Genomic DNA, 26,000 nt, shown 5'->3' on the forward strand with positions numbered 1-26,000 from the left:
AATTAATTTAATTCAATATATATCATTTCGCATCTTTCTTTATTTATCGAAGATCATCATAATATACGCCGAAAGTAAGAACAACTTTGTTTTTATTATATATTCTTTTTTTAAATGATTGTTCTAATTTTAATCAATTGTCAGTTATTGATATTATAAATAATTTCACATAACTGATTAATAATCATAATGATTTTTTTGAATTCAAAATTAAATCATTAGTAAAAAAGTTTCTTAAATAATGATTTTTAATCGTGTTATCAATTAAGCGTATACTTAAATTTGAAAGGATAGAGTCATGCATCAAACAGCAGATATACAACAAGCAGTAAACTATATTCAACAACAAACAGATAAAAAACCTACAATTGGAATTATACTTGGATCTGGTTTAGGCCCTTTTGCCGATACTCTTGAAGATGCAGTACATATTCCTTATGACAATATCCCTCATTTTGCCAAATCTGCTGCTGTCGGTCATGCTAATGAATTAGTTATTGGTAACTGTGGCGATAAAACCGTTGTTGCCATGAAAGGGCGTTTTCATTACTACGAAGGTTTTTCTTTGGATCAAGTTACCTTCCCAGTTCGGGTAATGAAAATGCTTGGCGTAGAAAAACTTATCATTACTAATGCCTGTGGTGCGGTTAATACTAGCTTTAAACCGGGTGATTTAATGATAATTACAGATCACATTAACTTAACCGCTAATAATCCATTAATGGGGCCAAATAATCCAGAATTAGGAGTACGTTTCCTTGATGTAAGCGAAGTATATAATAAACAATTACGCGCAACTGTTAGCGAAGTAGCAAAAGAACTTAATATCCCGTTACAACAAGGTGTCTATGCATGGTGGACAGGCCCAACTTATGAAACACCAGCAGAAATTAGAATGATCAGAGTATTAGGTGCTGATGCTGTTGGTATGTCAACCGTGCCAGAAGCAATCATTGCTCATCATTCGGGTATTAAAACCATCGGAATTTCATGTTTAACCAATATGGCTTGTGGCATTTTAGATCAACCTTTAGGTCATGAAGAAGTTATTGAAACCGCTGAACGTGTTAAATCAACTTTCTTACAATTGATTACTAAAACAATTGCTCGTTTTTAGTTTTAATAGGTAATTCTAAATAAAAAGTAATTTTTTATAATTTTATACTAGCAGTTCACTTTATTTTGGATATAAATAATGAACATAAAAAATAGATTACAAGTCATGATGTTTTTCCAATATTTTATTTGGGGAAGCTGGTTAACGACTTTTGGTATTTATTTGATCAACACGTTAAATTTTTCTGGTTATGAAGTTGGTTTGGTTTACAGTACTAAAGGCTTTGCTGCATTAATTATGCCATTTATTATTGGTATTATTGCGGATAAATTTATTCCACCTAAATACTTATTTATGCTTTGTCATACTATTTGTGCTATTGCATTATTTTATGCAGCCTCAGTAACAACTCCTAATCAACTGTATTGGGTAATGCTAGTTAATGCAATGGCTTTTATGCCAACTATAGCATTATCTAATTCATTAAGTTATCACTGTTTAGATAAAAGTAATTTAGACACTGTTACGGTTTTCCCAAAAATCCGTGTTTTTGGAACGGTAGGTTTTATTATCGCAATGTGGACCATTAGTTTACTAAAATTCGATATAAGCAATGCCCAGCTCTATATTGCTTGTGGGGCTTCCATTATTTTAGTTATCTATAGTGCGACATTACCCAATATTGAAATCACCAAAAACCAACAACAATCATGGATTTCACGTTTAGGTTTAGATGCATTTGTGTTATTTAAAAAACCAGTAATGTTGATATTTTTCCTGTTTTCGATGTTGTTAGGCGCTATATTACAAATTACTAATACCTTTGGTGGTGCATTTTTAAAAGATTTTGGCAGAATTGCCGAATTTCAAGACAGCATAATTGTTCAACATCCAGCGATATTATTATCTGTATCGCAAATGGCTGAAGTTGCTTTTATTTTGACTATTCCGTATTTTCTTAAGAAATTTGGCATAAAGAAAGTCATAATGATCAGCTTAATTGCCTGGACACTTAGATTTGGCTTCTTTGCCTATGGTGATCCAACACCATTTGGTTTTGTATTATTGATGCTATCAATGATTGTATATGGTTGTGCATTTGACTTCTTTAATATCTCAGGCTCCATCTTTATTGAAAAAGAAGTTAATGCTAATATACGTGCTAGTGCCCAAGGGTTATTTATGACCATGGTTAATGGTATCGGTGCGATTATAGGTTCATTTATTAGTGGTATTGTGGTTGATATCAATACACATGATGGATTAAAAGATTGGCACTCAATATGGTTAAGTTTTGCTGCTTACGCATTAGTTTTAGGTATAGTATTTTATTTTACCTTTAATTATGATCAACATAAAACCGAATCTGCGAAGTAATAACTTATCAATATAAATAAGGGATAACCCATCCCTTATTTATCTTCTGTTTTTTGAGTATTCCCATACCGTAAAAATAGTGACATAAAGCCACAAGATAATTCTTGTTGGTTATAATTTTTATGTGCCAATAATTGACGACACATATAGTTTTAAAAGTAATGAGATTTAGTTATGAAAGAAAAATTTTTAGGTGGTTTATTAGTTTTTTTAGGCGCTTGTAGCTTCGGCGTTCTCTCTTCTATTGTCAAGACCGCTTATAAATCAGGTTATACACTTGGCCAAGTGACTGGAGTTCAATGTTTCTTAGGTATGCTGATATTATGGGGGATCCATTTTATAGTAAAAGTTACCAATAAAAATAAAGTAACGAATAAACACAAAAAAAGCTCAACTAAAAAATGGCATGTATGTGCCGTTGGTATATTTCCCGGTTTAGTTGGGATTTGTTATTATCAATGCGTGCAATTGGTTCCAGCATCTATTGCTATTATTTTGCTTATGCAATATTTATGGATAAGTGTAATTATTGATTTTGTTATTTTTAAAAATAAACCAACGCCTATTCAGTTAGTGACAATCATTACAATTATCATTGGAAGTTGTTTAGCCGCAGGTATATTCAATCAAACTATTAAGTTGAATTTAACGGGATGTTTATTTGGCTTTTTAGCAGCATTAATGTATTCGCTCTTTATTACCACTAGTAGCAATATTGGTAACGAATTACCAAAATTAGAAAAAAGTGCACTCATGATAACCGGAGCTTGTATTGTCACCTTTGTTATTTTTCCACCACTATTTTTCTTTAAATTAAGTATTGATGATAAAATTTACCAATTAGGTTTTTTGTTGGCATTATTAGGAACTGTCTTACCTCCTTTTTTATTCTCGGTAGGTATTCCCAAAATTGGCATTTCATTAAGTGCTATTCTATCAGCAGCGGAACTTCCCGTTGCAGTAACATGCTCTTATTTTTATTTAAATGAATTTGTCATTTTGAATCAATGGATTGGCATAGTAATTATCTTGCTCGCTATTACTTTACTGAATTTAAATCATTTAAGAAAATAATCTAAAATAAATTAAGTGTGGAGATCCACACTTAATTGTCATCTAGAATTTTAAACATAACTTTTTAACCACTGAATAAAAATATCCATTTTAGGATTATATTTTTCTTGCGATTTACAAATATAATAACGCTGCTCACATTGTGCTTCCATATCTAAAAAAGGAGCAATTAGTTGACCCGATTCTAGATATTTTTTGATAGTCTGCTTTCTACCTATGGCAATACCAGCATTATTGAGTGCGGCTGTAATAGAATGATCAAATCGATCAAATAACATATTTTGCATTTTATTGAAATCAAAAGACAACGAAAAATGACTAGTCCAAGATTGCCACTCATCAAAACTAAAATCTAAAGGTTTATTATTATAGTGTAGTAAAACACAGTTTTTTAAATTTTCTGTGTTATTGTAAAGATTATGTTGGTGAGCATAACTAGGTGTACAAACCGGAATAATCGTTTCACTAATCAAGTGTTCACAAGTTAATTCGTCATAGTGTAGCGAATCATAATAAATAGCCAAATCAATTGGATATTGTTTAAAATTAATGGCCTGATTACCCGAAATAATATTTAAAGTAATATAGGGATAATAAGCTGTAAATTGTGATAATTTTGGAATCAAAAACTCTTGCGTAAAAGAGGGACAAGAATAGATAGTAAGTGCTCCAGTAACATCTTTAATTTTAATATCTAAAATTTCTTGATTTAATATGTTAAGTGATTTTTTAACTACTGTGAATAAATTCTTACCATCGTGAGTCAAAGTAATCCGTCGATGAAATCGCTTAAATAATTTAAAATTTAGCTCATCTTCAAGTTTATTGATTTGATGGCTTACAGCACTTGGACTAATACAGAGTTCTTCTGCGGCTAATGCAAAAGATAAATGCCGAGCCACCGACTCAAATGTATGTAATTTTGATAGTTGATAACGATTAATATAACGGTTCTTATTAGGAATACTATCTTCATTATACATTTATAATTTCCTATTTACTATCAAGCTAGATAATTTTTGCCTAATCTAATATATTCCTGAATATAATGCCAATAAATATTTATAGATGTTTATTTATAGTTTTTAATCAGATTTACCTATTTCATCGATTTGAAACAATCTAGCTCATGTAAAGTTAATAATAGATCATTTATCAAATAGTAGACAAAAACAATCAAAAATACTAGTATTTAAAAACCAAATAAATTGGTAACATCGTCTAAAGTTAAGTTAATTGATTTATAATTTTAAGTTTTTTAACGTCTATAAAGTATAGTCTTTACCGTGGTTGATAAGTTTGTTATTTAGTTTTTTAGTAAAATAAAAAAGAAATAAAATATTGTTATCTTTTGGTATTGAAATATTTATTTATTGTCTCAATATAAATAATCAAGTTCCTAATTTAGAAAAAGTCGTTTTGTTTCATCAAAGGTTAGGTTTTTCTAAATAGTTTATTTCTAATAAATTAATAACAAAGTAAGTTTAAGTCCGACATACAATAAATTAGTAGTTAAGTATTTCCCTTTTATTGCAAACATTTTCAAGAAGATTTGATACTTCTTAAATGGACTTATATCAACCACTGATTGGATTGAGGTATCAATACACCCATAATCTAAATCAATATTCTAAGACAAATATTTTATCAAGAGGAAAAATTTAACTTCGTGATGAATGTTTAGTTGAGAGAAATTCAACTTATAATTTTTAGGTAAAAAATTATTTAATTATCATTTTATTTTCTAATTTATTTAACTAATAACTACAGTTATTAAATTTTGATAACTTATATTTACATAACATTATGGAGGAAAATTAAATTTAATTTCTTAAAAATAAGCTACTAATTAGCTTACTAGTCTTTTATATCGTAACAAAATGCTTTTTAAAAACATTATTTTTAATAATCAGTAATAAATAGCAGTATAGTAAAAATCTTAATTGATTTATATGTGTAAACATAAAGTTAAACAGATATACCTTGACAAAAATAATTTTACAGTTGTTTTTTTGTCAAATTTATTGTTCTATTTTTACCCTGAATTAAAAGGAAGTTACAGAATGAAGACATATAAAAAGCCATTATTTACCTTAGTACATAGTAATGATGCTATTCCTGAACATAAAACCTTAGCTTATCTTGACCCAACATTAAATGATTATACTGATCATATTGATGAAATTATTGGTTTACGTATCAAGGAGTTAAAACTTCACCATTCTGAGTATAGGGAACACAATGATAATAAAAAATGTAATAAATCTGGTTTTTCATTTATTTTCCAAGAAATATTCGAATCGGAACATCATAAAAAGCAAATTGGTATGTTGAAAGACGAGATCTTAATTGCTAAAGAATCAAATAGAGTAAAGAAATTGCTGAACGATCGTTTAAAGGAATTTGCGAAGTTTTACCCTGAAATACAATTTAACTTGAACAATGTTCAATCGCTACCAACCAGATTTAAAGATTACCTTTTCGCTCCACCCTTAGTCCTAACTGAAGATAATACTATTATGCTTTGGGATGACTAAAAAAACTTAACAATAATTAATAAGACAAAATCTACAGTATTGACATACTGTAGATTTTTTATTTTAACCTTCTAAATAATTTTAACTGTTAAATGCACTTTCACCATGACTGTTAATATCAAGTCCTTCACGTTCATGCTCTTCAGAAACTCGTAAACCAACACTAAGATCAGCAATTTTATATGAAATATAAGCAATTATTGCCGTCCAAATTACACAAGTGATGACACTCATTAACTGTATACCCACTTGACTTGTCATAGTGATGCCATCGGCATAACCTGTTCCACCTAATGATTCAGATGCAAAAACCCCAGTTAATAGACAACCCACAATACCACATACACCATGGACACCAAATACATCACAGGTATCATCAACTTTTAAAATCCTTTTTAAAGATGAAACTCCCCAAACACCAGCAACCCCACAGATAAGACCAATTAACATTGCCCCACCGACACCAACAAATCCTGCTGCTGGAGTGATACCAACTAATCCAGCAATCACGCCTGATGCTGCTCCCAAACATGATGGTTTACCACGTAATATCCATTCTGCAAATGACCACGCCAAAACAGCGGCAGCAGTTGCGGCAACAGTATTAATAAAAGCTAAACCAGCAATTTCATCAGCATGTGTTGACGATCCGGCATTAAAACCAAACCAACCGATATATAATATAGCTGCACCTAAATAAACATAAGGTAAGTTAAACGGTTTTAATGGTTCTCGATTGTAACCAATACGATTTTTAAGCATATAAGCACCTAGTAAACCAGCAACAGCTGCATTTATATGTACCACAGTACCACCAGCAAAATCCAATGCGCCTTCATCACCAAGAATTCCACCGCCCCAAACCATATGAGCCATCGGAATATATGAGAAAGTGAACCATAGCACCATAAAGATAAGAACTGCCGAAAAACGAATTCTTTCTGCAAATGCACCCAAGATTAAACAACATGTGATGCAAGCAAAGGAACCTTGAAATGCAATCCAAATCATTTCATAGATCGAACCAGAAATATCAGTAATACCAACATTAACCAATAAAAAATGGTCAAAGTTACCAAAAAACCAGTTACCTTCACCAAAGGCTAAAGAGTAGCCATAAACTATCCATAACACCGCAATCAACGAAAATGTTACTAATACTTGTGACAGCATGGATAAAACGTTTTTAGATCTTAATAAGCCACCGTAAAAAAGTGCAATACCAGGTACTGACATAAATAAAACTAATGCAGTACAAATCATCATAAAACCATTGTCAGCTTTATCTGCAATTGCCACTTCATCAGCAAACACTGGACTTGCTAAAGCGAATCCGAAACAGAGAATAAATTTTTTCAACATAATGATATCCTTATTGATAATTACAGTGCTGACTCATCAGTTTCACCGGTACGAATACGAACAACATGTTCTAGCGGAGTAACAAAAATTTTCCCATCCCCTATTTTTCCTGTATAAGCAGCTTTAGTAATGGTACTAATTACCTCATCGAGCAATTCATCACTAATTGCTAGCTCAATTTTTACTTTAGGTAGAAAGTTGACATTATATTCTGCCCCACGGTATAGTTCAGCATGACCTTTTTGTCGCCCAAATCCCTTAACTTCAGTTACGGTTAAACCAGTAATTCCAATATTTGATAGTGATTCTCTAACCTCTTCTAATTTGAAAGGTTTTATAACTACGGTGACAAATTTCATCCATTACTCCTTATTACTATTAATGTTATTTAAGTTAATGCAAGGAGCATGCCAAAATTAGCAGAGAAGTATTATCCATTGAAATATTTGCTATTTTTAAAATTGGTTGGTAATTATTGTTAAGTAAAAAATTTTGAGGAAAGAGGTTTTTAAAGACAAAAATAGGCTTTCTATCGCACCAATTTGGTGCTTATGCCTATTTTTGGTGCCGATAGATATTAATAATCAGAATGTTACCATTAGTTTGCGATATTCGTCATAAGCAAAATGATCAGTCATACCACTAATATAGTCTTGAATTAACCGGCAACGATAATAAAATTCCCAACATTTAAAGCTACAATGCTCTTTGTCCAATAATGCAATAGCTTGTTGATAAGCGACGCAATGTTTTGCCGATAATTTATGATATAACCTTGTTTCGATAGGATAATTTTTATGGTTATTTGTTTTGGCTAAGTTAATAAAATCTTCTGTTGACATATTTAGCAGTGGACTATAAATATCTAATAAACCAGTGATTATTCTATAACCTTGTAATTCAATATTTTCAACCATCTCATGATTAAAAATATGTTCAAATCCAACTGTTTTAAATATATTCAGTAATTTATACTCAGCTTCATGATCTTCAAGTAAAGCATGATTAAATGAACCATGATAGATTGTTTCAATGTTTTCAATGAATCGTTCTGCCGCATGTGGTACCAATTTAGCAATAGTATTTACCCGTAAATACATAAAGAATTGGTCAATACCTATCGCTTCAAATTCATTTTTTTTCAAATTGTCATAAGGTTTATTAACAACTTCATCAAATAAATCACCTTTTTTAACTGGGCCCCATGCTTCTTTTAAATAGTGGTAAAGCTGTTGCACAGTCAAAATTTTCTTTTCTACAGCATCTTCCAGATCGGCAATACAGTAGGAAATATCATCCGCAGCTTCCATAATATAAGTAAGAGGATAGCGGTGAAATGGTTGAATATCCAGTTGCTGTGATAATTCATTAACAAAAGATTCTTCAGACAGATAGTATCCAGGTTTTTTCATCAAATAACTGAACTCATCTGGAATATCATTAGACCAATAAGCTGGTTTGGAGTATTTTAGAATTGAAGCAATTTGTGAATAGGTCAAGTTAAGTCGTAGAATAGTATGAACTAATCGAATTGCTTGAGCATTACCTTCAAAGTTTGCAAGATCTTGACGAATTTTTAATTTTAATGATTTGAGTGATTGCTCTTCGTTCTCATTGATATTAAGTATTGGATAGATTGAATCATTATCAATTCCCAAACGCGCACTAAACCACTGATTGATCGCTGCTTCACCAAAATGGCCGAATGGTGGATTACCAATATCATGCATTAAACAAGCCATTTCAACTAAGCTTTCTACCGACATGACTGATTTATCTAAGCCAAACGTCTTTAACTTTCCAGAGAGACTAAGACGATTGACAATCTCCTTGACGATATAACGACCAACTTGTTGTACTTCCATTGAATGAGTAAGCCGAGTTCGCACAACAGAATTACGCTCTAAAGGAAATACTTGTGTTTTTTGCTGTAAACGCCGTATAGCTGCTGAATTAAGAATGCGCCCCCGATCACTTTCAAAAAAGCGCAAGACAGAATATTCATCCGACGCTTGACGTTGTTTACTGGCATATCGTTGATAATTAATTTTTTTATTAAAATCGATCATATCGCAACCTGAGGTTCAATCAGCTATAATTTCTGTTTTGCCCACTCGATTGGTGAACCATATTCTGCTGGTAACATAGAATCAAGTTGATTTAAGGCTTCAATCAATTTTTGACGATGTTGATGGCTTAAATTGATATGACCAACTTTACGCCCAACTCTTACTTCTTTTTCATACCAATGCAAATGAACTAAATCTACGGTTAACCAATTAATGTTGAATTCGGTACCAATTAAATTCACCATCACTGATGGACAAAAAACATCTGGTTTAGGTAACGGTAAATCTAAAATAGCCCGTAAATGTAATTCAAACTGGCTAATAGAAGCACCGTTTTGCGTCCAATGGCCACTATTATGTACCCTTGGGGCCAATTCGTTAATTAATAAGCTATCACCAATGACAAAACATTCCATTGCCATAACACCAACATAATTAAGTTTATGCATAATCTTTGCTAGCATCTGCTCAGCGCTTATCTGTAATGTCTCATTTTCACATGGGATAGCAACACTCATTTTTAATATGCCATCTTGATGCAAATTATTAGTCAAAGGATAAAAAACTGTTTCCCCTTTGGCATTTCGAGCCCCAACCAACGACACCTCTTTTTCAAAAGGAATGGCTTGTTCAACAATAGCATTTTCATAAACGTCATTTGGCACAGTGATGTCATCACCTACTGAAAGTCGCCATTGCCCACGACCATCATAACCACCGGTTCGACGCTTAACAATTAGTAAATCACCTAATTTTTCAAAAAAACTCGGCCAATCATACTGATTTTTAACAGCAAACCATTTAGCTGTTGGTAATTTCAGTTCATCAAGTAACTGTTTTTGAGTTAAACGGTCCGCAATAATAGGAAATACATCTCGATTAACAAACTGAGGATGACTAGCTAAAATTTGCGTAAATTGCGTTTCAGGCCAACGTTCAATTTCAGCAGTAATAACAGAATTTTGATAAGGGATCGATGCCGGTTCAACATCTAGTCCTACAGGATAAACATGAATACCTAATGGTTCACCTGCCTGTCGAAGCATACGCCCTAACTGGCCATTTCCTAATACACAAACAGATCGAATTGTCATATTATATCGCTACTCTCGGATCAGGATTATTTAAAACTTCATCAGTTTGACTTAATCGCCAATTCGATAAACGTTGATAAATTTCTTGGTTATGTAATGCCAGAATTTGCACAGCTAATAAGGCTGCATTTGCAGCTCCAGCTTTACCAATAGCTAAAGTTCCAACAGGAATGCCTTTTGGCATTTGCACGATTGAATAAAGACTATCCACACCACTTAATGCTGCACTTTGAACCGGCACGCCTAAAACAGGAACTAAGGTTTTTGCTGCTAACATACCCGGTAGATGAGCTGCACCGCCTGCACCAGCGATGATAACATCAAAGCCTTTTGTTTTAGCATTTTCAGCAAATTCGAATAATTTATCTGGAGTACGATGGGCAGAAACAATTTCAACATGATAAGTAATGGCTAAAGTATCTAAAATATCAGCAGCATGCTGCATAGTAGCCCAATCACTTTTCGACCCCATTACAATGGCAATTTTTGGTTGAGTATGCATAGATGATTATAAGGAGATGTAAATATTAAGTGTCGAAAGTATACACTAAAATTCGATAAATGGGATAGCAAGAACTATGACTTCTTATCAATAAGTTAAACTCAATATTCGGACAATTTAAGCTAATGCATAAATAAAACAGTTAATTTCATAATACAACGTTATTAAATCCGCCAATATATGGCGGATAATCATATAAATTTATGAATTAACGGCAGCAACGATTTTAATTTCAATCAAATACTCTTTTTTCATTAATCCTGCCTGAACAGTACAACGAACTGGAGCTTTCCCTTTCACTACCCATTCATCCCAAGCTTTGTTCATGGCTGGAAAATCACTTTTATTTACCAAAAAAAGTGTTGCATCTAAAATGCGACTTTTATCACTATTCGCTCTTGCTAAAATTTTATCTATTTCAGCTAAGGCACTTTGGGTTTGCGTATAAGCATCATCACGCAAATCTGTTGGTACGCTTGTATAATAGATCACATTATTATGGATCACCGCTTCCGACCATCTATCTTCGGGATCTATACGAGTAATTGTCATTATATTTTCCTTAAAAACTTTTTATTAAGATACTTTGATGAAATCAGCTCGTAATTTTTTGATCTCATCACGTAAAACACCTGCTTTTTCAAATTCTAGATTTTGGGCGGCTTCATACATCATAGCTTCAAGCTCTTTAACTCTTGCTTGAACTTCTTTGACCGAAACATAATTATACTGTCCACCTGGTTCAAAAGCTTGTACTTTAGCCGTAGCTTTTTTCGTGCTCAAACCAGCATCTAAAACATCTTTAATTTCTTTACGTACTGATTTTGGTGTAATACCATGAGTTTCATTAAAATCTTCTTGTTTTTTACGACGGCGCGCTGTTTCGTCGATCGTTTTCTGCATAGCCGGAGTAATTTTATCGGCATATAAAATCGCTTTACCATTCACATTTCGAGCTGCACGACCAACCGTTTGGATTAATGAACTTTCTGAACGCAAAAAGCCTTCTCGGTCAGCATCTAAAATTGCAATTAATGATACTTCGGGAATATCCAATCCTTCACGTAATAAGTTGATACCTACTAACACATCAACCTTACCAAGACGAAGATCGCGTATAATTTCCATTCGTTCAACGGTATTAATATCCGAATGCAAATATTTAACATTAACATTATGTTCAGATAAATAATCAGTTAAGTTTTCAGCCATACGTTTAGTTAAAGTAGTGACTAATACTCGTTCATCTTGATTTATTCTCACTTTAATTTCAGATAATAGATCATCAACTTGAGTAGCTACCGGCCTAACCTCAATAATTGGATCTAATAAGCCTGTAGGTCTAACAACCTGCTCGATAATTTCACCACCCGATTTTTCAATTTCATATTTAGCTGGTGTTGCTGAAACATAAATTGTTTGTGGCATTATGTTTTCAAATTCTGAAAATTTTAGTGGTCGATTATCTAATGCTGATGGTAAACGAAAACCGTATTCAACTAAATTAAGTTTCCGTGATCTATCACCATTATACATCGCCCCTAATTGCGGAATTGCCACATGAGATTCATCAATAAATAATAATCCGTCAGCCGGCAAATAATCAAATAATGTTGCTGGCGGATCTCCTGCTTTACGTTGAGCTAAATATCGGGAATAATTTTCGATTCCTGAACAGTAACCAAGTTCAGTCATCATCTCTATATCAAATAGAGTCCGCTGAGTTAATCGTTGTTCTTCTAAAAGTCGATTATTATCCAACAAAACTTTTTGGCGTTCTTGAAGCTCTTGCTTAATTTCAGCAATCGCATTGTCCATAATATTTCTTGGGGTGACATAGTGCGTTTTAGGATAAATTGTAATACGAGGTACCTCATTAATCGCATTACCAGTTAATGGATCAAACATAACTATCCTTTCAACTTCATCATCAAAAAGCTCAACACGTACAGCTAGTTCATCAGAATCAGCAGGAAATATATTAATAACATCACCTCGTACCCGAAACGTACCACGACTAAAACCAATTTCATTACGGGTATATTGTAATTCCGCTAAACGCGTTAAGATTGAACGCTGATCAGTGATGGTACCTCTTGCCAAATGTAAAATCATGGACATATAAGTTTCAGGTGCACCTAATCCATATATAGCAGACACTGAAGCCACAATCACTACATCACGACGTTCTAATAACGATTTAGTAGCCGATAAACGCATTTGCTCAATATGCTCGTTAATTGAGGCATCTTTCTCAATAAATGTGTCTGTAGAAGGCACATATGATTCTGGTTGATAATAATCATAGTAAGACACAAAATATTCCACTGCATTATCTGGAAAGAATGCTTTCATTTCACCATATAACTGCGCCGCCAAAGTTTTATTAGGTGCTAAAATAATAGTTGGGCGATTATGCTTGGCAATGACATTGGCCATAGTAAATGTTTTACCTGAGCCTGTAACACCTAATAATGTTTGATGTGCAATCCCATCATCAAGATTTTGATTTATCCGATCAATTGCCGCAGGCTGATCACCAGCTGGTTTAAAATCAGAACATAATTTAAATTTTCTCATTACTCGCAACCTAAAATTTTACCTATTAATAAAAATTATCCCCAAAAACACTTGACCTTTAGAAATGTTATATTTTTTGCTCAGTTAAGCTAAAAGAATGTAAAGCCGTCTTAACAAACAACCCTTGATTTATTATAACAATTTGATATATATAAATATTTAAAATCATGCTTAAGTTGTAATCAAATCAAATAAAAACCTGATGAACATTGAGGTTAACACACTTTTCAATAAACTACTCACAGACTTATCCACAGGCATAGGGGATAACTTGCTAAGTATAGTCAATATAAACTTTTTTCCGGATTTTGACTAAATTTTGCGCAGTTTTAAAAAATTTTTTTATTGGTTATTTCTATTTTTAAAACTTAGTTTAATAGTTTTTGTCTAAGAAATTATTTCATACTTTCTATTTTGTATTGATAGCCAACAGGCTCATTAGGCACAAAAGTTAATCGATGAGTGATGCATTTTGGCGCATCTTCTGTATGATGGGAAACAAACAATAATTGTGTATTACCTCTATCAATTAAATTATCAATCCAACTTTTGACCAGTTCACGATTCAAATAATCAAGTCCCTGTAATGGTTCATCTAAAATAAGTAGCGTTGGGTGTTTAACTAAAGCCCTAGCAATTAGGACTAAACGTTGCAAACCCCATGAAAGTGATTTAAATGGTTTCTCTGCTAACTCCGTTAAATCCAATAATTGCAACCACTGTTTAACTAATTTTAATTGTTTATCACTGGGGGCTTGATATAAGCCAATTGAATCAAAATAACCCGATGCCAATACATTTTCTACACTTAAACTAATTCGGTAATCAAGATGAAAACTACTACTTACATAGCCAATATGACGCTTGATATCCCATATAGTTTCACCTGAGCCCCGCTTACGTCCAAATAGTGTTAAATCATTACTATAGCCCTGTGGATGATCACCAGTTATTAAACTGAGTAATGTGGATTTACCTGCTCCATTTGGGCCAATAATTTGCCAATTTTCATTAGCTCTAACTTGCCAACTTAATCCATTAATAATTGCTTTACCATCATATTGAACAAAACCATTATTTAAAATAATCCGATCTAAATCGTTAGGTAATGGCACAGAAATTTCATCTGGATCTGGTAAAGTAAAATTAGATAAATGTTCTAAATTAGCAAGTTGTTTGACGGCTACGTCATCTAATATGGTGTCTTTTGTGCCATATTTCAATAGCTGACAACTAGCCAGTAATCCAATATATTTAACAAATAGCGGAATTTCATTAAAACGATTTAATACCATTACAATAGTAATATTTTGTTTTGATAGTTGGCTAAGTATTTCAGCTAAATTAGCTCGAGAAGCAACATCTAAACCATCAAATGGCTCATCTAAAATTAATAGTTCAGGTTTGCTCATTAATGTGCGACAAATTAAGGTTTTACGTGTTTCTCCGGTGGAAAGATATTTAAAACGACGATTTAAAAGATCTGCTATACCAAATTGTAGTGCTAAACTTTCACAAAGCGCTTGGTTTTGATTATGTTCTTGGATGATCTCAGCCGTAGTTAATCCAGTATCATCTTCTTTATCGCTTAGCATGTCGGTATTATTTCGTTTCCATTCATCATCGATTATTTTTTGTAAGTGCTCAAAGGATATATGCGCGATAGATTTAAAACGATTAATTACTTTCCCAGATAATATTGTTTGATCACCAGCTAACGCTTTGGCTAATATTGACTTACCCGATCCATTTCGGCCGACAAAAGCAACAATATCGCCAGCATTAATCATCAAAGATTCGATAGTAAAAACGCGGAAATCACTAATTTTATATATTGTATTTTCAATTTGTAACATAAATACCTCAAATGACTAAACTAATGTGGCAATGATAATATGCTGAGGATCGATAGATATGGTTGTTTGCTGACCTTCAATTAACTTTACACGATTAACCTCGCTTGTTAATTTACTTGTGTAAAGTATCATTCCTGATGGTAACGAAAATGAAATTTCAGAAAAGTGACCATCAGTGACTATTTTTTCTACTTGAACTGTTAATTGATTTTCATTTAAATCATTCAATTCAATCAAAGGTGCTTTGATAAGTAATAGCACAGTTTTATTAATATTTATTTTTAGGCGTTCAACACTTTGCTGAGTAATATAAGCTTTTAGTTCTGTTTGATTATCATTTAATTTAACCTTTACAAATCCAGCAATATTATTGGTTTCAATACTTACAACACTGCCATAAATTTGATTACGAGCACTGGTTTGCAATGATAATTTAGCAGTAATTTTTAAAATATCATCCAACGGAATATTGTCATCATTTAAAATATTAAATGCATTATATTGTAGCTGAGTTAATAGATCATAAAGTTGTATAAATCTAACTGCGTAAGCACTAAGCTTGGTTCCTCCACCATTTTTTCCTCCTGTGGTAGTAATCAAAAAGGGGGTTGGTGCCAAACTATTGATTTCATTAATCGCATCCCATGCTGTTTTATAACTTATACCAATTTGTTTGGCGGCTTGACTTAATGAGCCAGTTAGCTCTATTGCTTTTAGTAAAGCAATTCGCCGTGGGTCAGTAAATAGTTGCTGATTTAAGTTTAAAGTTAATAAAATTTCTGGTGACAACATTACTACGTGCCTTATTAGATTGAATAAACCATTATTTATGGTAATGTTGTTCTATTGTAGACGTTTTTCTATTTTTCACCAAAAATTGTCCTCATATCGTTTTATGATCAATAAAATTTCGCTAACGAGTAAAGATTAATTGTACATTATAGGTAAAGTTTGATAGCATCGTTATGCATTATTTTATACAACGAGCATGGAGAATAACATGAAAAAAATCATTGGATTACTACTATCATTAACAACTTTACTTGTCAGCTTAACAGCAACAGCCAGTCAAAAAATTACAGTATTTGCTGCAGCATCATTAACTAATGCAATGCAAGATATCGCAACTAGTTATAAAAAAGAGCATAAAGATACCGAAATCGTATTTTCATTTGCTTCTTCTTCCGTATTAGCTAAACAAATTGAACAAGGTGCTCCGGCAGATATTTTTATGTCAGCAGATCAAAAATGGATGAATTATCTTATTGAACATAAAATTACAACAGAAAAACAAAATTTGTTAAAAAACGGCTTAGTTTTAATAGCGCCAAAACAATCTAAATTAGACAAAGTAGATATCAATGCAGAGACTAACTGGCAAACAATTTTACCCAAAGGCGAAAGATTAGCTGTCGGTGATCCTGACCATGTCCCTGCGGGACTTTATGCTAAAGAGTCTTTAACTAATTTAGGCGTATTTGATAAATTGTTACCACAAATGGCTCCAGCAAGTAATGTTCGTGATGCGTTAATGTTAGTTGAACGCAATGAAGCTGCATTAGGGATTGTGTATAGCACTGATGCAAAAGTAAGTGATAAAGTGAAGATCGTTGGTAATTTTCCTGCCGATACCTTCAAAGCTATTGAATATCCAATAACATTATTGAAACCTGAAGCAAAAGAGTTTTATCAATATTTAAATTCACCAACAGCACAAAATATTTTCCAAAAATATGGTTTTTTAATTAATTAGTATTTTGAAAAGATGATATTAACTGAATTTGAATGGCAAACATTGCTGCTAAGCTTAAAAATAGCTGGAGCAGCAATAATTTTTAGCCTACCATTAGGGATCTTAACTGCTTGGATTTTAGCAAGATGTCAATTCATAGGTAAATCATTGTTTGATAGTATTGTTCATCTTCCTTTAGTTTTACCGCCTGTTGTTTTAGGCTATCTACTACTTTTGACGATGGGACGTCATGGTATTATTGGTGAATGGCTAAATAACTATTTCCATCTCAGTTTCAGTTTTAATTGGCAAGGTGCTGCCTTAGCCTCTGCTGTGGTGGCATTCCCTCTTATGGTCAGATCGATTAGATTAGCGATTGAATCAATTGATTCAAGATTAGAAAAAGCCGCAAGAACCCTTGGCGCTAAACCATTTCGTGTTTTTATGACCATTACTTTACCATTAGCATTTCCGGGCATTTTAATGGGAACCGTACTTGGTTTCGCGCGTTGTCTAGGTGAATTTGGCGCAACAATTACTTTCGTTTCAAATATTCAAGGTGAAACTCGTACAATTCCTTTGGCTATGTATACCTTATTACAGATCCCTGATGGCGAGTCCGGTGCATTACGGCTTTGCATTGTTTCGATAGTATTATCATTAATTGCCTTATTTTTATCAGAAATGCTTAATCGTTGGCATAAAAAGAAGTTAACAGGATAGTTCGTCATGTTAAATATAAATGTGAGCAAAAAACTCGCCTCGTTTGTTTTCCAGTTTAAACATGAAATTCACTGTCATGGCGTGACGGCAATTTTAGGTGTCTCCGGTTCAGGGAAATCAACACTGATTAACCTTATTAATGGTTTGATTAAACCAGATATCGGTTATATTAAACTAAATCAAACTACTTTGGTTGATACTGAAAAAGGAATTTTTACAACCCCAGAAAAAAGACAAATTGGTACTGTCTTTCAAGATGCATTGCTTTTTCCCCATTATAAAGTATTAAAAAACCTAACTTATGGTGCAAAATCATTGAATAAAGAAAGATTTGACGAAATAGTTTCGGTACTCAACATTGGTTCACTTCTTAATCGTTATCCAGCAATGTTATCGGGTGGTGAGAAACAACGTGTTGCCATTGGTCGAGCTCTATTAGCAGAACCAAAATTATTACTAATGGATGAACCACTCTCAGCTTTAGATATGCCTCGTAAAAAAGAGCTATTAAGTTATATTGATAAACTAGTAAATGATCTAAATATCCCTATTGTTTATGTAACGCACAATATCAATGAAGTTAAACGCATTGCACAACACGTAGCGGTTTTAGAGCAAGGAAAATTACAAACCTATGGTGATACTGAACAAATTCTACAAAGTAATTATTTGAAAGAGTGGTTATAAAGTTCTAAAGTGGCGCTATTTTTTTCTTGTTTTATATACGAAATGCCATCATGCCAAGCTCCTAACACAATTCTAGTTGCTGGCTCGTCATTAATATAAAGATGATGTGTAGCAGGTTTATGTGTATGTCCATGAACCATAATACTAGCGTTATTGGCAATCATCATATCAATGACAGCTTTTGGATTTACATCCATAATAGTTTCAGATTTGATTTGATTATGCTGGCTGCTCTCTTTGCGTAATTTAGTGGCAATTTTTAAACGTATTTTTAATGGTAGTAATAGAAATAATTTTTGTAGCCATTTTTTATGCATGATTTTGCGGAATTTTTGATATTGAGGATCATCAATACAAAGCAAATCACCATGCAAAAATACAATATTTTTATTTTGATTCAACAAACAATTAATATCGCCTAACAAAGTCATTTCACAGCGTTTAGCGTAATGCTTACCAATTAAAAAATCACGGTTCCCATGTACAAAGAATTTTTTAATATGGCGTGACGAGAGCTCTTTTAAGGCATCAGCGATTTGATTGTGTAGTATTGACTGTACATCATCACCTACCCAATAATCGAACAAATCACCAAGTATATAAAGCTCACATTGATTAGGTAATTGTTTAAGAAAAGATAAAAAACCTGCTGTTATATCAAAATGATCTACAGCAGGCTGATTGTCTGCAAGATGAATATCTGCAACAAAAAAGCGAACCGGATTATTCAACCGTTACACTCTTAATTATGATATCTTCTACAGGAACATCAGAATGCATGCCACTACGGCCAGTTTTAACCGCTTTAATCTTATCAACCACATCCATACCATCGACAACTTCGGCAAAAACACAATAACCATAACCATTGATATCTGATGAGCGATAATTTAAATAATCATTATCAACGACATTGATGAAAAATTGCGCTGTTGCAGAATGAGGATCACTGGTACGCGCCATAGCTAATGTACCACGATTATTTTTTAACCCATTATCAGCTTCATTCTTAATCGGCGATTTAGTTTTTTTCTGTTTCATACCTGGTTCAAAACCACCACCTTGAATCATAAAATTATTAATGACACGATGGAAAATGGTGTTGTTATAAAAACCTTCTTTGCAATATTCAACAAAATTTTTAACTGTCTCTGGAGCTTTATCTTCAAAAGTATTAATTTTAATATCGCCTAATGAAGTATGAAATATAATCATAAAATGTTCCTTAATTTCATTCTATTACGTAAAAATTGTTAAAAGGTGAGCAATATCTTTTAATATGCTTACTCACTAAATCTTTCACATGCATCTAATGTATTACTCATTAACATTGCTACCGTCATCGGCCCAACACCACCAGGCACCGGTGTAATCCAGCCGGCTCGTTGGCTAGCAACATCAAATTCCACATCACCAACTAATTTCCCATCAGGCAAACGATTAATACCAACATCAATCACTATAGCACCCGGTTTTATCCATTCACCTTTGACATAATTAGGTATACCGACACCAGCCACAACAATATCTGCATTACTGACATGCTTTGCTACATCCACTGTTCGACTATGGGTGATTGTGGTTGTGCATCCTAAAAGTAATAGCTCTAATGCCATAGGACGACCAACAATACTCGACGCCCCAACAACTGTTGCATTTAACCCCGATAAATTAATACCGGTTGATTCCAACATTTTAACGACACCATATGGTGTACATGGTCGTAGTATTGGATCTCGTTGTAATAAATGACCAATATTATAAGGATGAAAACCATCGACATCCTTACGAGGATCGATACGCTCTAGTACTTTAGTTTTATCAATATTATCCGGTAAAGGCAATTGAACTAAGATACCGTGAACATCGGATCGTTGATTCAATTCATCAATTAATGCTAATAATTCATCAGTGGTTGACGATGGATAATCATACGCAAAAGAAGCGAAACCAACATCATCGCAAGCTTTTTGTTTATTTTTCACATAAATTTTCGAGGCGGGATCCGAACCAACTTGTATAACAGCCAAACCGGGAACAGATAAACCTTGTTCAGTACGTTTTTTTACTTTTTGAGCAATTTCATTGCGTATTTGCAATGCTAACGCTTTGCCATCAATTATATTCGCTGTCATAAGCCGATTACTTCTTTTACCTGATGATTGTAGATAAGATATTTTCGCAAAAGTTTTGATTATTGTCTATTTACTTGTCGGCCGATTGATTAAGTTCTGTTAAAATCTGTTGATATTGTTGATCCACATCCGTAATAACCGAGCAAATATGAGCATCAAAAGCTTTAAGTTTTGGTTTTTGAGCTTTCCATTCATTTTTCGAAATATCTTTAATCGCAGCTATGTTTTTAAACAAATTAAAATCTAAAATACTACCACCAATAACATTATAAAAAATACGTTCACCAATATCATGCCCATCTTTTTTCAATTTATTAAAATTTTGATAATAAAATTTTGTACTGCCATTCTCGCTAATAAGAGAGCCATGTAATAGTTTCACTAATCTTTTATATAATTTATTTAACTCGCTATGCAGTTCACGATCATCACTCAACTTTTTGGTGATTGCCTGATCAAAAGCGACTTTCACTTCAGACAATAAGCTTATTGATTGCTGCTCTAGTTGAGGTAATTGTGAGCGTAAACCTTTCTCAAACTGATCAAGTTTTTTTCGCAATGATGAATTTGGTGATATTATTTTTTTATTTAATATCACCTGACCATCATTCATAATAGATAAATCATTTGATTTATTATATATATGGATACTGTCTTTATTTATCACAATATCGTAACTTGGTTTTACAGTGCACTCTTTTTGTGCTGCAAAAGTAGTTATCGATAAAGTTAATGACAAAATAAATATCATTTTTTTTAACATACTGACATCCATTTAATGGTTGAAATTAAAATTATAGCGAGTAATATCAAATTAGCACTATTTTTGAGGCTTAAAACCCCTTTCCTCAAAATTTTTTTGTCATAACAGATAAAATACTCGATAAAGTATCTAAATGATTAAAACGTATACCTTGCTAACTTTGCAAGCGTAATGTCAATAGGTATAATCTATTATATCAACTAGATTTAACTACTTTTTTTTATTTAAAACTGAAGTATAGTTAATCCAACAATTAAATTTAACTATTAGAGGTGAACTATGTATGCTGTAATTTTCGGACGTCAAGGATGTCCATATTGTGTGCGAGCTAAAGAGTTAGCAGAAAAATTATCACAAGAACGAGATGACTTTTCATATCGTTATGTTGATATCAATGCTGAAGGTATTACCAAAGAAGATCTTTCAAAAAGTGTTGGTAAACCAGTTGAAACCGTACCCCAAATTTTCATTGATGAAAAACCAATTGGTGGCTGTACTGACTTTGAAGCATATGCCAAAGCGAATTTGGGATTATTTCAAGAATAAATATTAAGCTTAATTTTACAGCAGATAACGCATTTCCATAGCTTATCTGCTCTTATCGACCTGGTAATTTTTGCCATGTTACTTCATTACGCAAATAAGTTGGCTCAACATCTTCAACTTTTACCACTTCCTTCCTTAACCATTTTTGCTGGGCGATAACCACCAAATCTTGTGCTTCAGGTAATAACACTTCACTTGGTTTAATCATTGCTAACATATTAGGATAAGTTTGCCAACCAGTGCCAGCCGAATAATCATCATTATCAATATGTTGGATTTTAGTTACCACATCCTCAGGTTTAATCACACATTCAGGAATGAGCGCTTGCCATTGTTGATCTTGATAATGGTATTGTCCTAAATAGACTTCTCCCATTCTAGCATCTATTGCTGGAATAACCTTAGTTGCACGTTTAGTTCTATAAGCACCTTGTGCTAAAGTTTGCAATGTCGATACAGCTATCATTGGAACATCAATACCGAGAGCTAAACCTTGAGCCACTCCAATCCCTATTCGCACTCCTGTAAAGCTACCAGGGCCTTGCGCAAAAGCAATTGCATCAAGTTGTGAAAGACTACACCCAGCTTGATGCAAAATTTTATCCACCATAGGTAAGATTTTTTTGGTGTGATCTCGCTCTGAAATAATGAAATCATGAGTGATTTCATTTTGATAAAATAATGCGACTGAACAAGCTTCTGTTGAAGTATCAATGGCTAAAATAGTACTCATTTGCTTTCCAAATTATCGGTTATCGATTCACTGTTAGATAATAAAAAATTGATGACCTTATTTATATCTCGCGTTCTTGGCGAAGGTGGTAAACTATTAATAAATGTTGCGCCATATGGTCGCATGACTAATCGATTATCACAAATAATAATTGCGCCACGATCATTGTGATGACGAATTAATCGCCCTACTCCTTGTTTTAAGGTGATAACAGCTTCGGGTAATTGAACCTCATTAAATGCATCACCACCTTGCATTTGGCAATCTTCCATTCGAGCTTTAAATAAAGGATCATCAGGTGAAGTAAAAGGTAATTTATCTATAATAACACAAGAAAGTGTGTCACCTCTAACATCGATTCCTTCCCAAAAACTGCTAGTTGCAATTAATAGAGCGTTACCACTATGAATAAATTGCTCCAATAATTTTACTTTACTGGTATCACCTTGAACTAACACAGGTAATTTAGTCAATTCTCGAAATTGTGTCGCTAAAGCATTCATCATAGCATATGAAGTACAGAGGAAAAAACAGCGACCTTTGTTAGCTTCAATAACGGGTAATAAAATATGAACCAGTTTTTCAGCATTACCTTGTTCATTTGGTGATGGAATATAACGCGGCACACACATTATTGTCTGGTTGTTATAGTCGAAAGGGCTTTCTAAAATCAATGAGTCAGAATTAGTTAACCCTAAACGTTTGGTGAAATAATCTAATTGGTTATCAACTGATAAGGTTGCTGATGTAAAAATCCAGCTTCCTTTGCGCTCGATTAATAACTCTGCAAATTTATCAGCTACCGACAATGGTGTTAATGCGAACAGAAAAGAACTATATGAACTCTCATACCAATAACTAAAACCAGATACATGTGTTTCTGTTAGACGCTTCAATAATAATTGATACTGGTTAACACGATCAAAACAATTATCTAACGTGGTAGAGCGCCCTATCGCTAATAAAAGTACTTCTTTGCAAAAATCAAGAGCATCAAATAAATAAGATAATTCTTGTTTAATGTTAGCTTGATTAAATAGATAACGCAGGTTGCCTTTATTATTTTGCTGATTTATTAATAATCGTAGGTCTTGGGTACATTTTTGTAGTTTATCAGCACATTGCTGTAACTGAGACATATCTTTGACTTCGGTTCGATAAGCTAGATTTATCTCTTTGGCTAAATCAAACAGTTGTCGGCTGGTTAACTGTTCCCCAAAATAGTGGCATGCCAGGTCTGGCAGTTGATGAGCTTCATCGAATATCATTACATCAGCTTTTGGAATCAGTTCACCAAACCCAGTATCTTTTACCACTACATCAGCTAAAAACAGATGATGATTGACCACAACAATATCAGCATTTAACGCTCGCTTACGAGCTTTAACCACATAACAATCATTATAGTGCTCGCATTCACTTCCTAAACAATTATCATTAGTACTAGTTAAAATTGGCCAAATTGGATTATCTTCGGTTAACGTTGTACATTTACTAATATCACCGTCTTTGGTTTTAATCGACCAATTTTTGACGCGTACAAGATCTGTACGTAAATTCTTATCTAAATCGCCTGCTGCCGCATATTGGTGATACATACGCTCTAAACAAAGATAATTGGCTCGACCTTTAAGAAGTGAAATTTTACCGGTATAGTTCAAAGCTTTTTTGATAATCGGCAAATCTTTACTATACAACTGTTCTTGCAAATTTTTTGAGCCAGTTGAAATAATGACTTTCTTTTCACTTCGTAATGCAGGAACTAAATAAGCAAAGGTCTTACCTGTACCGGTTCCCGCTTCAACTACCAGTGATTGTTGCGCTTGTATTGCTTTAGTGACTTTATTTGCCATCTGTTTTTGTGGCGTTCTTGCAACAAAGCCATCAATAGCTGTCGCAAGTAAACCATTTTCTGCAAAATCATCAATCACTTAAAATACACCTAATCAAAAGATAAGCCCTATTTATATATTCTAGAAAATTTGTTAAAGAAATAATTAACGTTAGTAAAATATAACGTCCTCTTAAAATAGGCATGAAACAATAGTCATGAAATTGGATAATTAACCATCAAGACAACGAGGTATACTATACCAATAACCAAGGCAAAAATATATACATGAACTTTAACTATAAATAAAAAGCTTAATTAGAAATAGATTGAAATTTTTCTAATCTATTAACTAAATAAGCTTGAAAGAAACAAAATTATTAACCTAATATTATTTTTTAAATTTAGTTTTCAAATAAATAATATAATGTTTTATTCCTGCTAGATATTTCTTTTGCCTAAACATTAATTTTGCATAAGCACGGATTGAAGAAGTCTTTTTAGGACAATACAATGGTAAATTATCATTTCGCCATGGTGATTTTTCTAAATAAGAATCAAATAATTTCGAACGATACGGTTGGTGCCAAGGCTTATTTTTAGTAATGTAATGGATAAATATTGTTCCGTTAGGAACATTTGCATCGTCATTTCCATTAATTGATAATGCCAATAAATTATTAAATTTTCTTGGTAATATTAGCCTTTTTTGACCAACACAAATATTTAAAACATCTTGATCAGGATATTGATATTTTTCGCCGCTATTTAATAATCTTAATGTTTTATCTGTAATTTCTTCTTCACACCAAAGTGAAATGTTAATTAACATAACCCCAGAGTTAAAATAAGTGCCCGGAACCACGTCATATTTAGCACATTGAGTTTGTTGCATATATGGAACATCTGCAATAGCCGCGACGATAATTTCCTTTAAATCGATGTGATCAATATCTGCCAAACTGTTAATACATAATGTATCACTATCAACATAGAGTAATTTATCAGTAGTATTTTTTAGTATTATTGGCGCTATTAAGCGAACACAGGCTGAAAGTGGAAATTGTTCGGTATTTTGTTCATCTATTTTAAATTCATCATTAATCACATATTCAGTTATTGCTATGTTATCAAATTTAATTCCGCTAAATTTACGTCTGTTTTCATCGGAAAGATTGTGCGTAAATAAATGAAAATGGATCTGCTGTAAAGGATTACTCTCAACAATAGAAAAAATATTTACTCCAGCAGGCAAAGCATAATTATCATCAAAACATAATAAAATATCTAATATAGATTGGTTATTATCAAAATCACATGACAAAAACTCATTTCTTTTATT

At 32.9% G+C, this 26,000-nt stretch carries 25 protein-coding genes; 8 read left to right on the forward strand and 17 right to left on the reverse strand.

From position 1 onward, the window contains the following. The first annotated feature begins 298 nt into the window (after nt 1–298). From B6C99_RS11340 to B6C99_RS11350, 3 genes are all read left to right on the forward strand, one after another. Complete coding sequence (locus B6C99_RS11340; RefSeq protein WP_086359927.1) at nt 299–1,117, forward strand: purine-nucleoside phosphorylase; 819 nt, start codon at nt 299–301, stop codon at nt 1,115–1,117. Nucleotides 1,118–1,195: 78 nt separating this feature from the next. Beyond that, nucleotides 1,196–2,434, forward strand: coding sequence for a nucleoside permease (locus B6C99_RS11345; RefSeq protein ID WP_086359928.1), 1,239 nt, complete (start codon nt 1,196–1,198; stop codon nt 2,432–2,434). Between the two features lie 174 nt (nt 2,435–2,608). Next, nucleotides 2,609–3,508, forward strand: a complete 900-nt coding sequence (locus tag B6C99_RS11350) for a DMT family transporter (protein WP_086359929.1) — start codon at nt 2,609–2,611, stop codon at nt 3,506–3,508. Between the two features lie 50 nt (nt 3,509–3,558). Here B6C99_RS11350 and dsdC read toward each other — a convergent pair whose 3' ends face one another. Further along, nucleotides 3,559–4,491 (reverse strand): DNA-binding transcriptional regulator DsdC, encoded by a 933-nt coding sequence (gene dsdC / locus B6C99_RS11355; RefSeq protein ID WP_086359930.1) that lies wholly within the window; start codon nt 4,489–4,491, stop codon nt 3,559–3,561. A gap of 1,080 nt (nt 4,492–5,571) precedes the next feature. Between dsdC and B6C99_RS11360 the strand changes: the two genes are divergently transcribed. Further along, nucleotides 5,572–6,045: a hypothetical protein gene (locus B6C99_RS11360; RefSeq protein ID WP_086359931.1), complete on the forward strand. Its 474-nt coding sequence runs from the start codon at nt 5,572–5,574 to the stop codon at nt 6,043–6,045. A gap of 81 nt (nt 6,046–6,126) precedes the next feature. Here B6C99_RS11360 and amtB read toward each other — a convergent pair whose 3' ends face one another. From amtB to B6C99_RS11405, 9 genes are all read right to left on the reverse strand, one after another. After that, on the reverse strand, nt 6,127–7,407 hold the full coding sequence (gene amtB / locus B6C99_RS11365; RefSeq protein ID WP_086359932.1) for an ammonium transporter AmtB: 1,281 nt from the start codon (nt 7,405–7,407) through the stop codon (nt 6,127–6,129). Nucleotides 7,408–7,427: 20 nt separating this feature from the next. After that, nucleotides 7,428–7,766, reverse strand: a complete 339-nt coding sequence (gene glnK, locus B6C99_RS11370) for a P-II family nitrogen regulator (RefSeq protein WP_086359933.1) — start codon at nt 7,764–7,766, stop codon at nt 7,428–7,430. Between the two features lie 225 nt (nt 7,767–7,991). After that, nucleotides 7,992–9,476, reverse strand: coding sequence for a dGTPase (dgt, locus tag B6C99_RS11375; protein WP_086359934.1), 1,485 nt, complete (start codon nt 9,474–9,476; stop codon nt 7,992–7,994). A 23-nt stretch (nt 9,477–9,499) separates the two neighbouring features. After that, nucleotides 9,500–10,564 (reverse strand): 5-(carboxyamino)imidazole ribonucleotide synthase, encoded by a 1,065-nt coding sequence (gene purK / locus B6C99_RS11380; protein WP_086359949.1) that lies wholly within the window; start codon nt 10,562–10,564, stop codon nt 9,500–9,502. 7 nt (nt 10,565–10,571) lie between these two features. Continuing rightward, nucleotides 10,572–11,072 carry a 5-(carboxyamino)imidazole ribonucleotide mutase gene (gene purE, locus B6C99_RS11385; RefSeq protein ID WP_086359935.1) on the reverse strand — a complete coding sequence of 167 codons (501 nt, stop codon included), beginning with the start codon at nt 11,070–11,072 and terminating at the stop codon, nt 10,572–10,574. Nucleotides 11,073–11,273: 201 nt separating this feature from the next. Continuing rightward, nucleotides 11,274–11,624 (reverse strand): RidA family protein, encoded by a 351-nt coding sequence (locus B6C99_RS11390; protein WP_086359936.1) that lies wholly within the window; start codon nt 11,622–11,624, stop codon nt 11,274–11,276. 24 nt (nt 11,625–11,648) lie between these two features. Then, nucleotides 11,649–13,652, reverse strand: a complete 2,004-nt coding sequence (uvrB, locus tag B6C99_RS11395; RefSeq protein WP_086359937.1) for an excinuclease ABC subunit UvrB — start codon at nt 13,650–13,652, stop codon at nt 11,649–11,651. A 395-nt stretch (nt 13,653–14,047) separates the two neighbouring features. After that, nucleotides 14,048–15,508 (reverse strand): molybdate ABC transporter ATP-binding protein ModF, encoded by a 1,461-nt coding sequence (modF, locus tag B6C99_RS11400; protein WP_086359938.1) that lies wholly within the window; start codon nt 15,506–15,508, stop codon nt 14,048–14,050. A gap of 15 nt (nt 15,509–15,523) precedes the next feature. Further along, entirely contained in the window at nt 15,524–16,300 is a 777-nt protein-coding gene (locus B6C99_RS11405) for a TOBE domain-containing protein (RefSeq protein ID WP_086359939.1), read from the reverse strand. Nucleotides 16,301–16,496: 196 nt separating this feature from the next. Between B6C99_RS11405 and modA the strand changes: the two genes are divergently transcribed. The 3 genes from modA to modC are packed head-to-tail and all read left to right on the forward strand — an operon-like array spanning nt 16,497 to nt 18,650. Further along, a complete protein-coding gene (gene modA / locus B6C99_RS11410) occupies nt 16,497–17,261 on the forward strand; it encodes a molybdate ABC transporter substrate-binding protein (RefSeq protein ID WP_086359940.1) in 765 nt (254 codons plus the stop codon). Nucleotides 17,262–17,273: 12 nt separating this feature from the next. Then, nucleotides 17,274–17,963 (forward strand): molybdate ABC transporter permease subunit, encoded by a 690-nt coding sequence (modB, locus tag B6C99_RS11415; RefSeq protein ID WP_086359941.1) that lies wholly within the window; start codon nt 17,274–17,276, stop codon nt 17,961–17,963. A 6-nt stretch (nt 17,964–17,969) separates the two neighbouring features. Next, complete coding sequence (modC, locus tag B6C99_RS11420; protein WP_086359942.1) at nt 17,970–18,650, forward strand: molybdenum ABC transporter ATP-binding protein; 681 nt, start codon at nt 17,970–17,972, stop codon at nt 18,648–18,650. Here the strand turns inward: modC and B6C99_RS11425 are convergent. The 4 genes from B6C99_RS11425 to B6C99_RS11440 all read right to left on the reverse strand — a co-directional run bounded on the left by B6C99_RS11425 (nt 18,629) and on the right by B6C99_RS11440 (nt 21,548). Next, the gene (locus tag B6C99_RS11425; protein ID WP_086359943.1) at nt 18,629–19,381 is read right to left on the reverse strand and encodes a UDP-2,3-diacylglucosamine diphosphatase; all 753 of its coding nucleotides are present in this window, start codon (nt 19,379–19,381) and stop codon (nt 18,629–18,631) included. The genes modC and B6C99_RS11425 overlap by 22 nt on opposite strands. Then, nucleotides 19,374–19,865 (reverse strand): peptidylprolyl isomerase B, encoded by a 492-nt coding sequence (gene ppiB, locus B6C99_RS11430; protein ID WP_086359944.1) that lies wholly within the window; start codon nt 19,863–19,865, stop codon nt 19,374–19,376. The genes B6C99_RS11425 and ppiB overlap by 8 nt, the downstream gene beginning before the upstream one ends. A gap of 68 nt (nt 19,866–19,933) precedes the next feature. Then, nucleotides 19,934–20,785, reverse strand: a complete 852-nt coding sequence (gene folD, locus B6C99_RS11435) for a bifunctional methylenetetrahydrofolate dehydrogenase/methenyltetrahydrofolate cyclohydrolase FolD (RefSeq protein WP_065613380.1) — start codon at nt 20,783–20,785, stop codon at nt 19,934–19,936. A 70-nt stretch (nt 20,786–20,855) separates the two neighbouring features. Next, a complete protein-coding gene (locus tag B6C99_RS11440) occupies nt 20,856–21,548 on the reverse strand; it encodes a DUF2884 family protein (RefSeq protein ID WP_158092477.1) in 693 nt (230 codons plus the stop codon). A gap of 279 nt (nt 21,549–21,827) precedes the next feature. Here B6C99_RS11440 and B6C99_RS11445 point away from each other — a divergent pair, with 279 nt between their 5' ends. After that, nucleotides 21,828–22,094 carry a GrxA family glutaredoxin gene (locus B6C99_RS11445; RefSeq protein WP_065579308.1) on the forward strand — a complete coding sequence of 89 codons (267 nt, stop codon included), beginning with the start codon at nt 21,828–21,830 and terminating at the stop codon, nt 22,092–22,094. Nucleotides 22,095–22,146: 52 nt separating this feature from the next. Here the strand turns inward: B6C99_RS11445 and tsaB are convergent, their stop codons facing one another. The 3 genes from tsaB to B6C99_RS11460 form a co-directional block, all read right to left on the reverse strand. Next, nucleotides 22,147–22,827: a tRNA (adenosine(37)-N6)-threonylcarbamoyltransferase complex dimerization subunit type 1 TsaB gene (tsaB, locus tag B6C99_RS11450; RefSeq protein WP_086359946.1), complete on the reverse strand. Its 681-nt coding sequence runs from the start codon at nt 22,825–22,827 to the stop codon at nt 22,147–22,149. Then, nucleotides 22,824–24,758, reverse strand: coding sequence for an ATP-dependent DNA helicase (locus B6C99_RS11455; protein WP_086359947.1), 1,935 nt, complete (start codon nt 24,756–24,758; stop codon nt 22,824–22,826). The genes tsaB and B6C99_RS11455 overlap by 4 nt, the downstream gene beginning before the upstream one ends. A gap of 291 nt (nt 24,759–25,049) precedes the next feature. Beyond that, the coding region (locus B6C99_RS11460; RefSeq protein WP_216819472.1) for a glycosyltransferase family 8 protein at nt 25,050–26,000 on the reverse strand (951 nt) is incomplete at its 5' end.

This window comes from Gilliamella sp. N-G2 (assembly GCF_002142215.1).
Lineage (GTDB): Bacteria > Pseudomonadota > Gammaproteobacteria > Enterobacterales > Orbaceae > Gilliamella.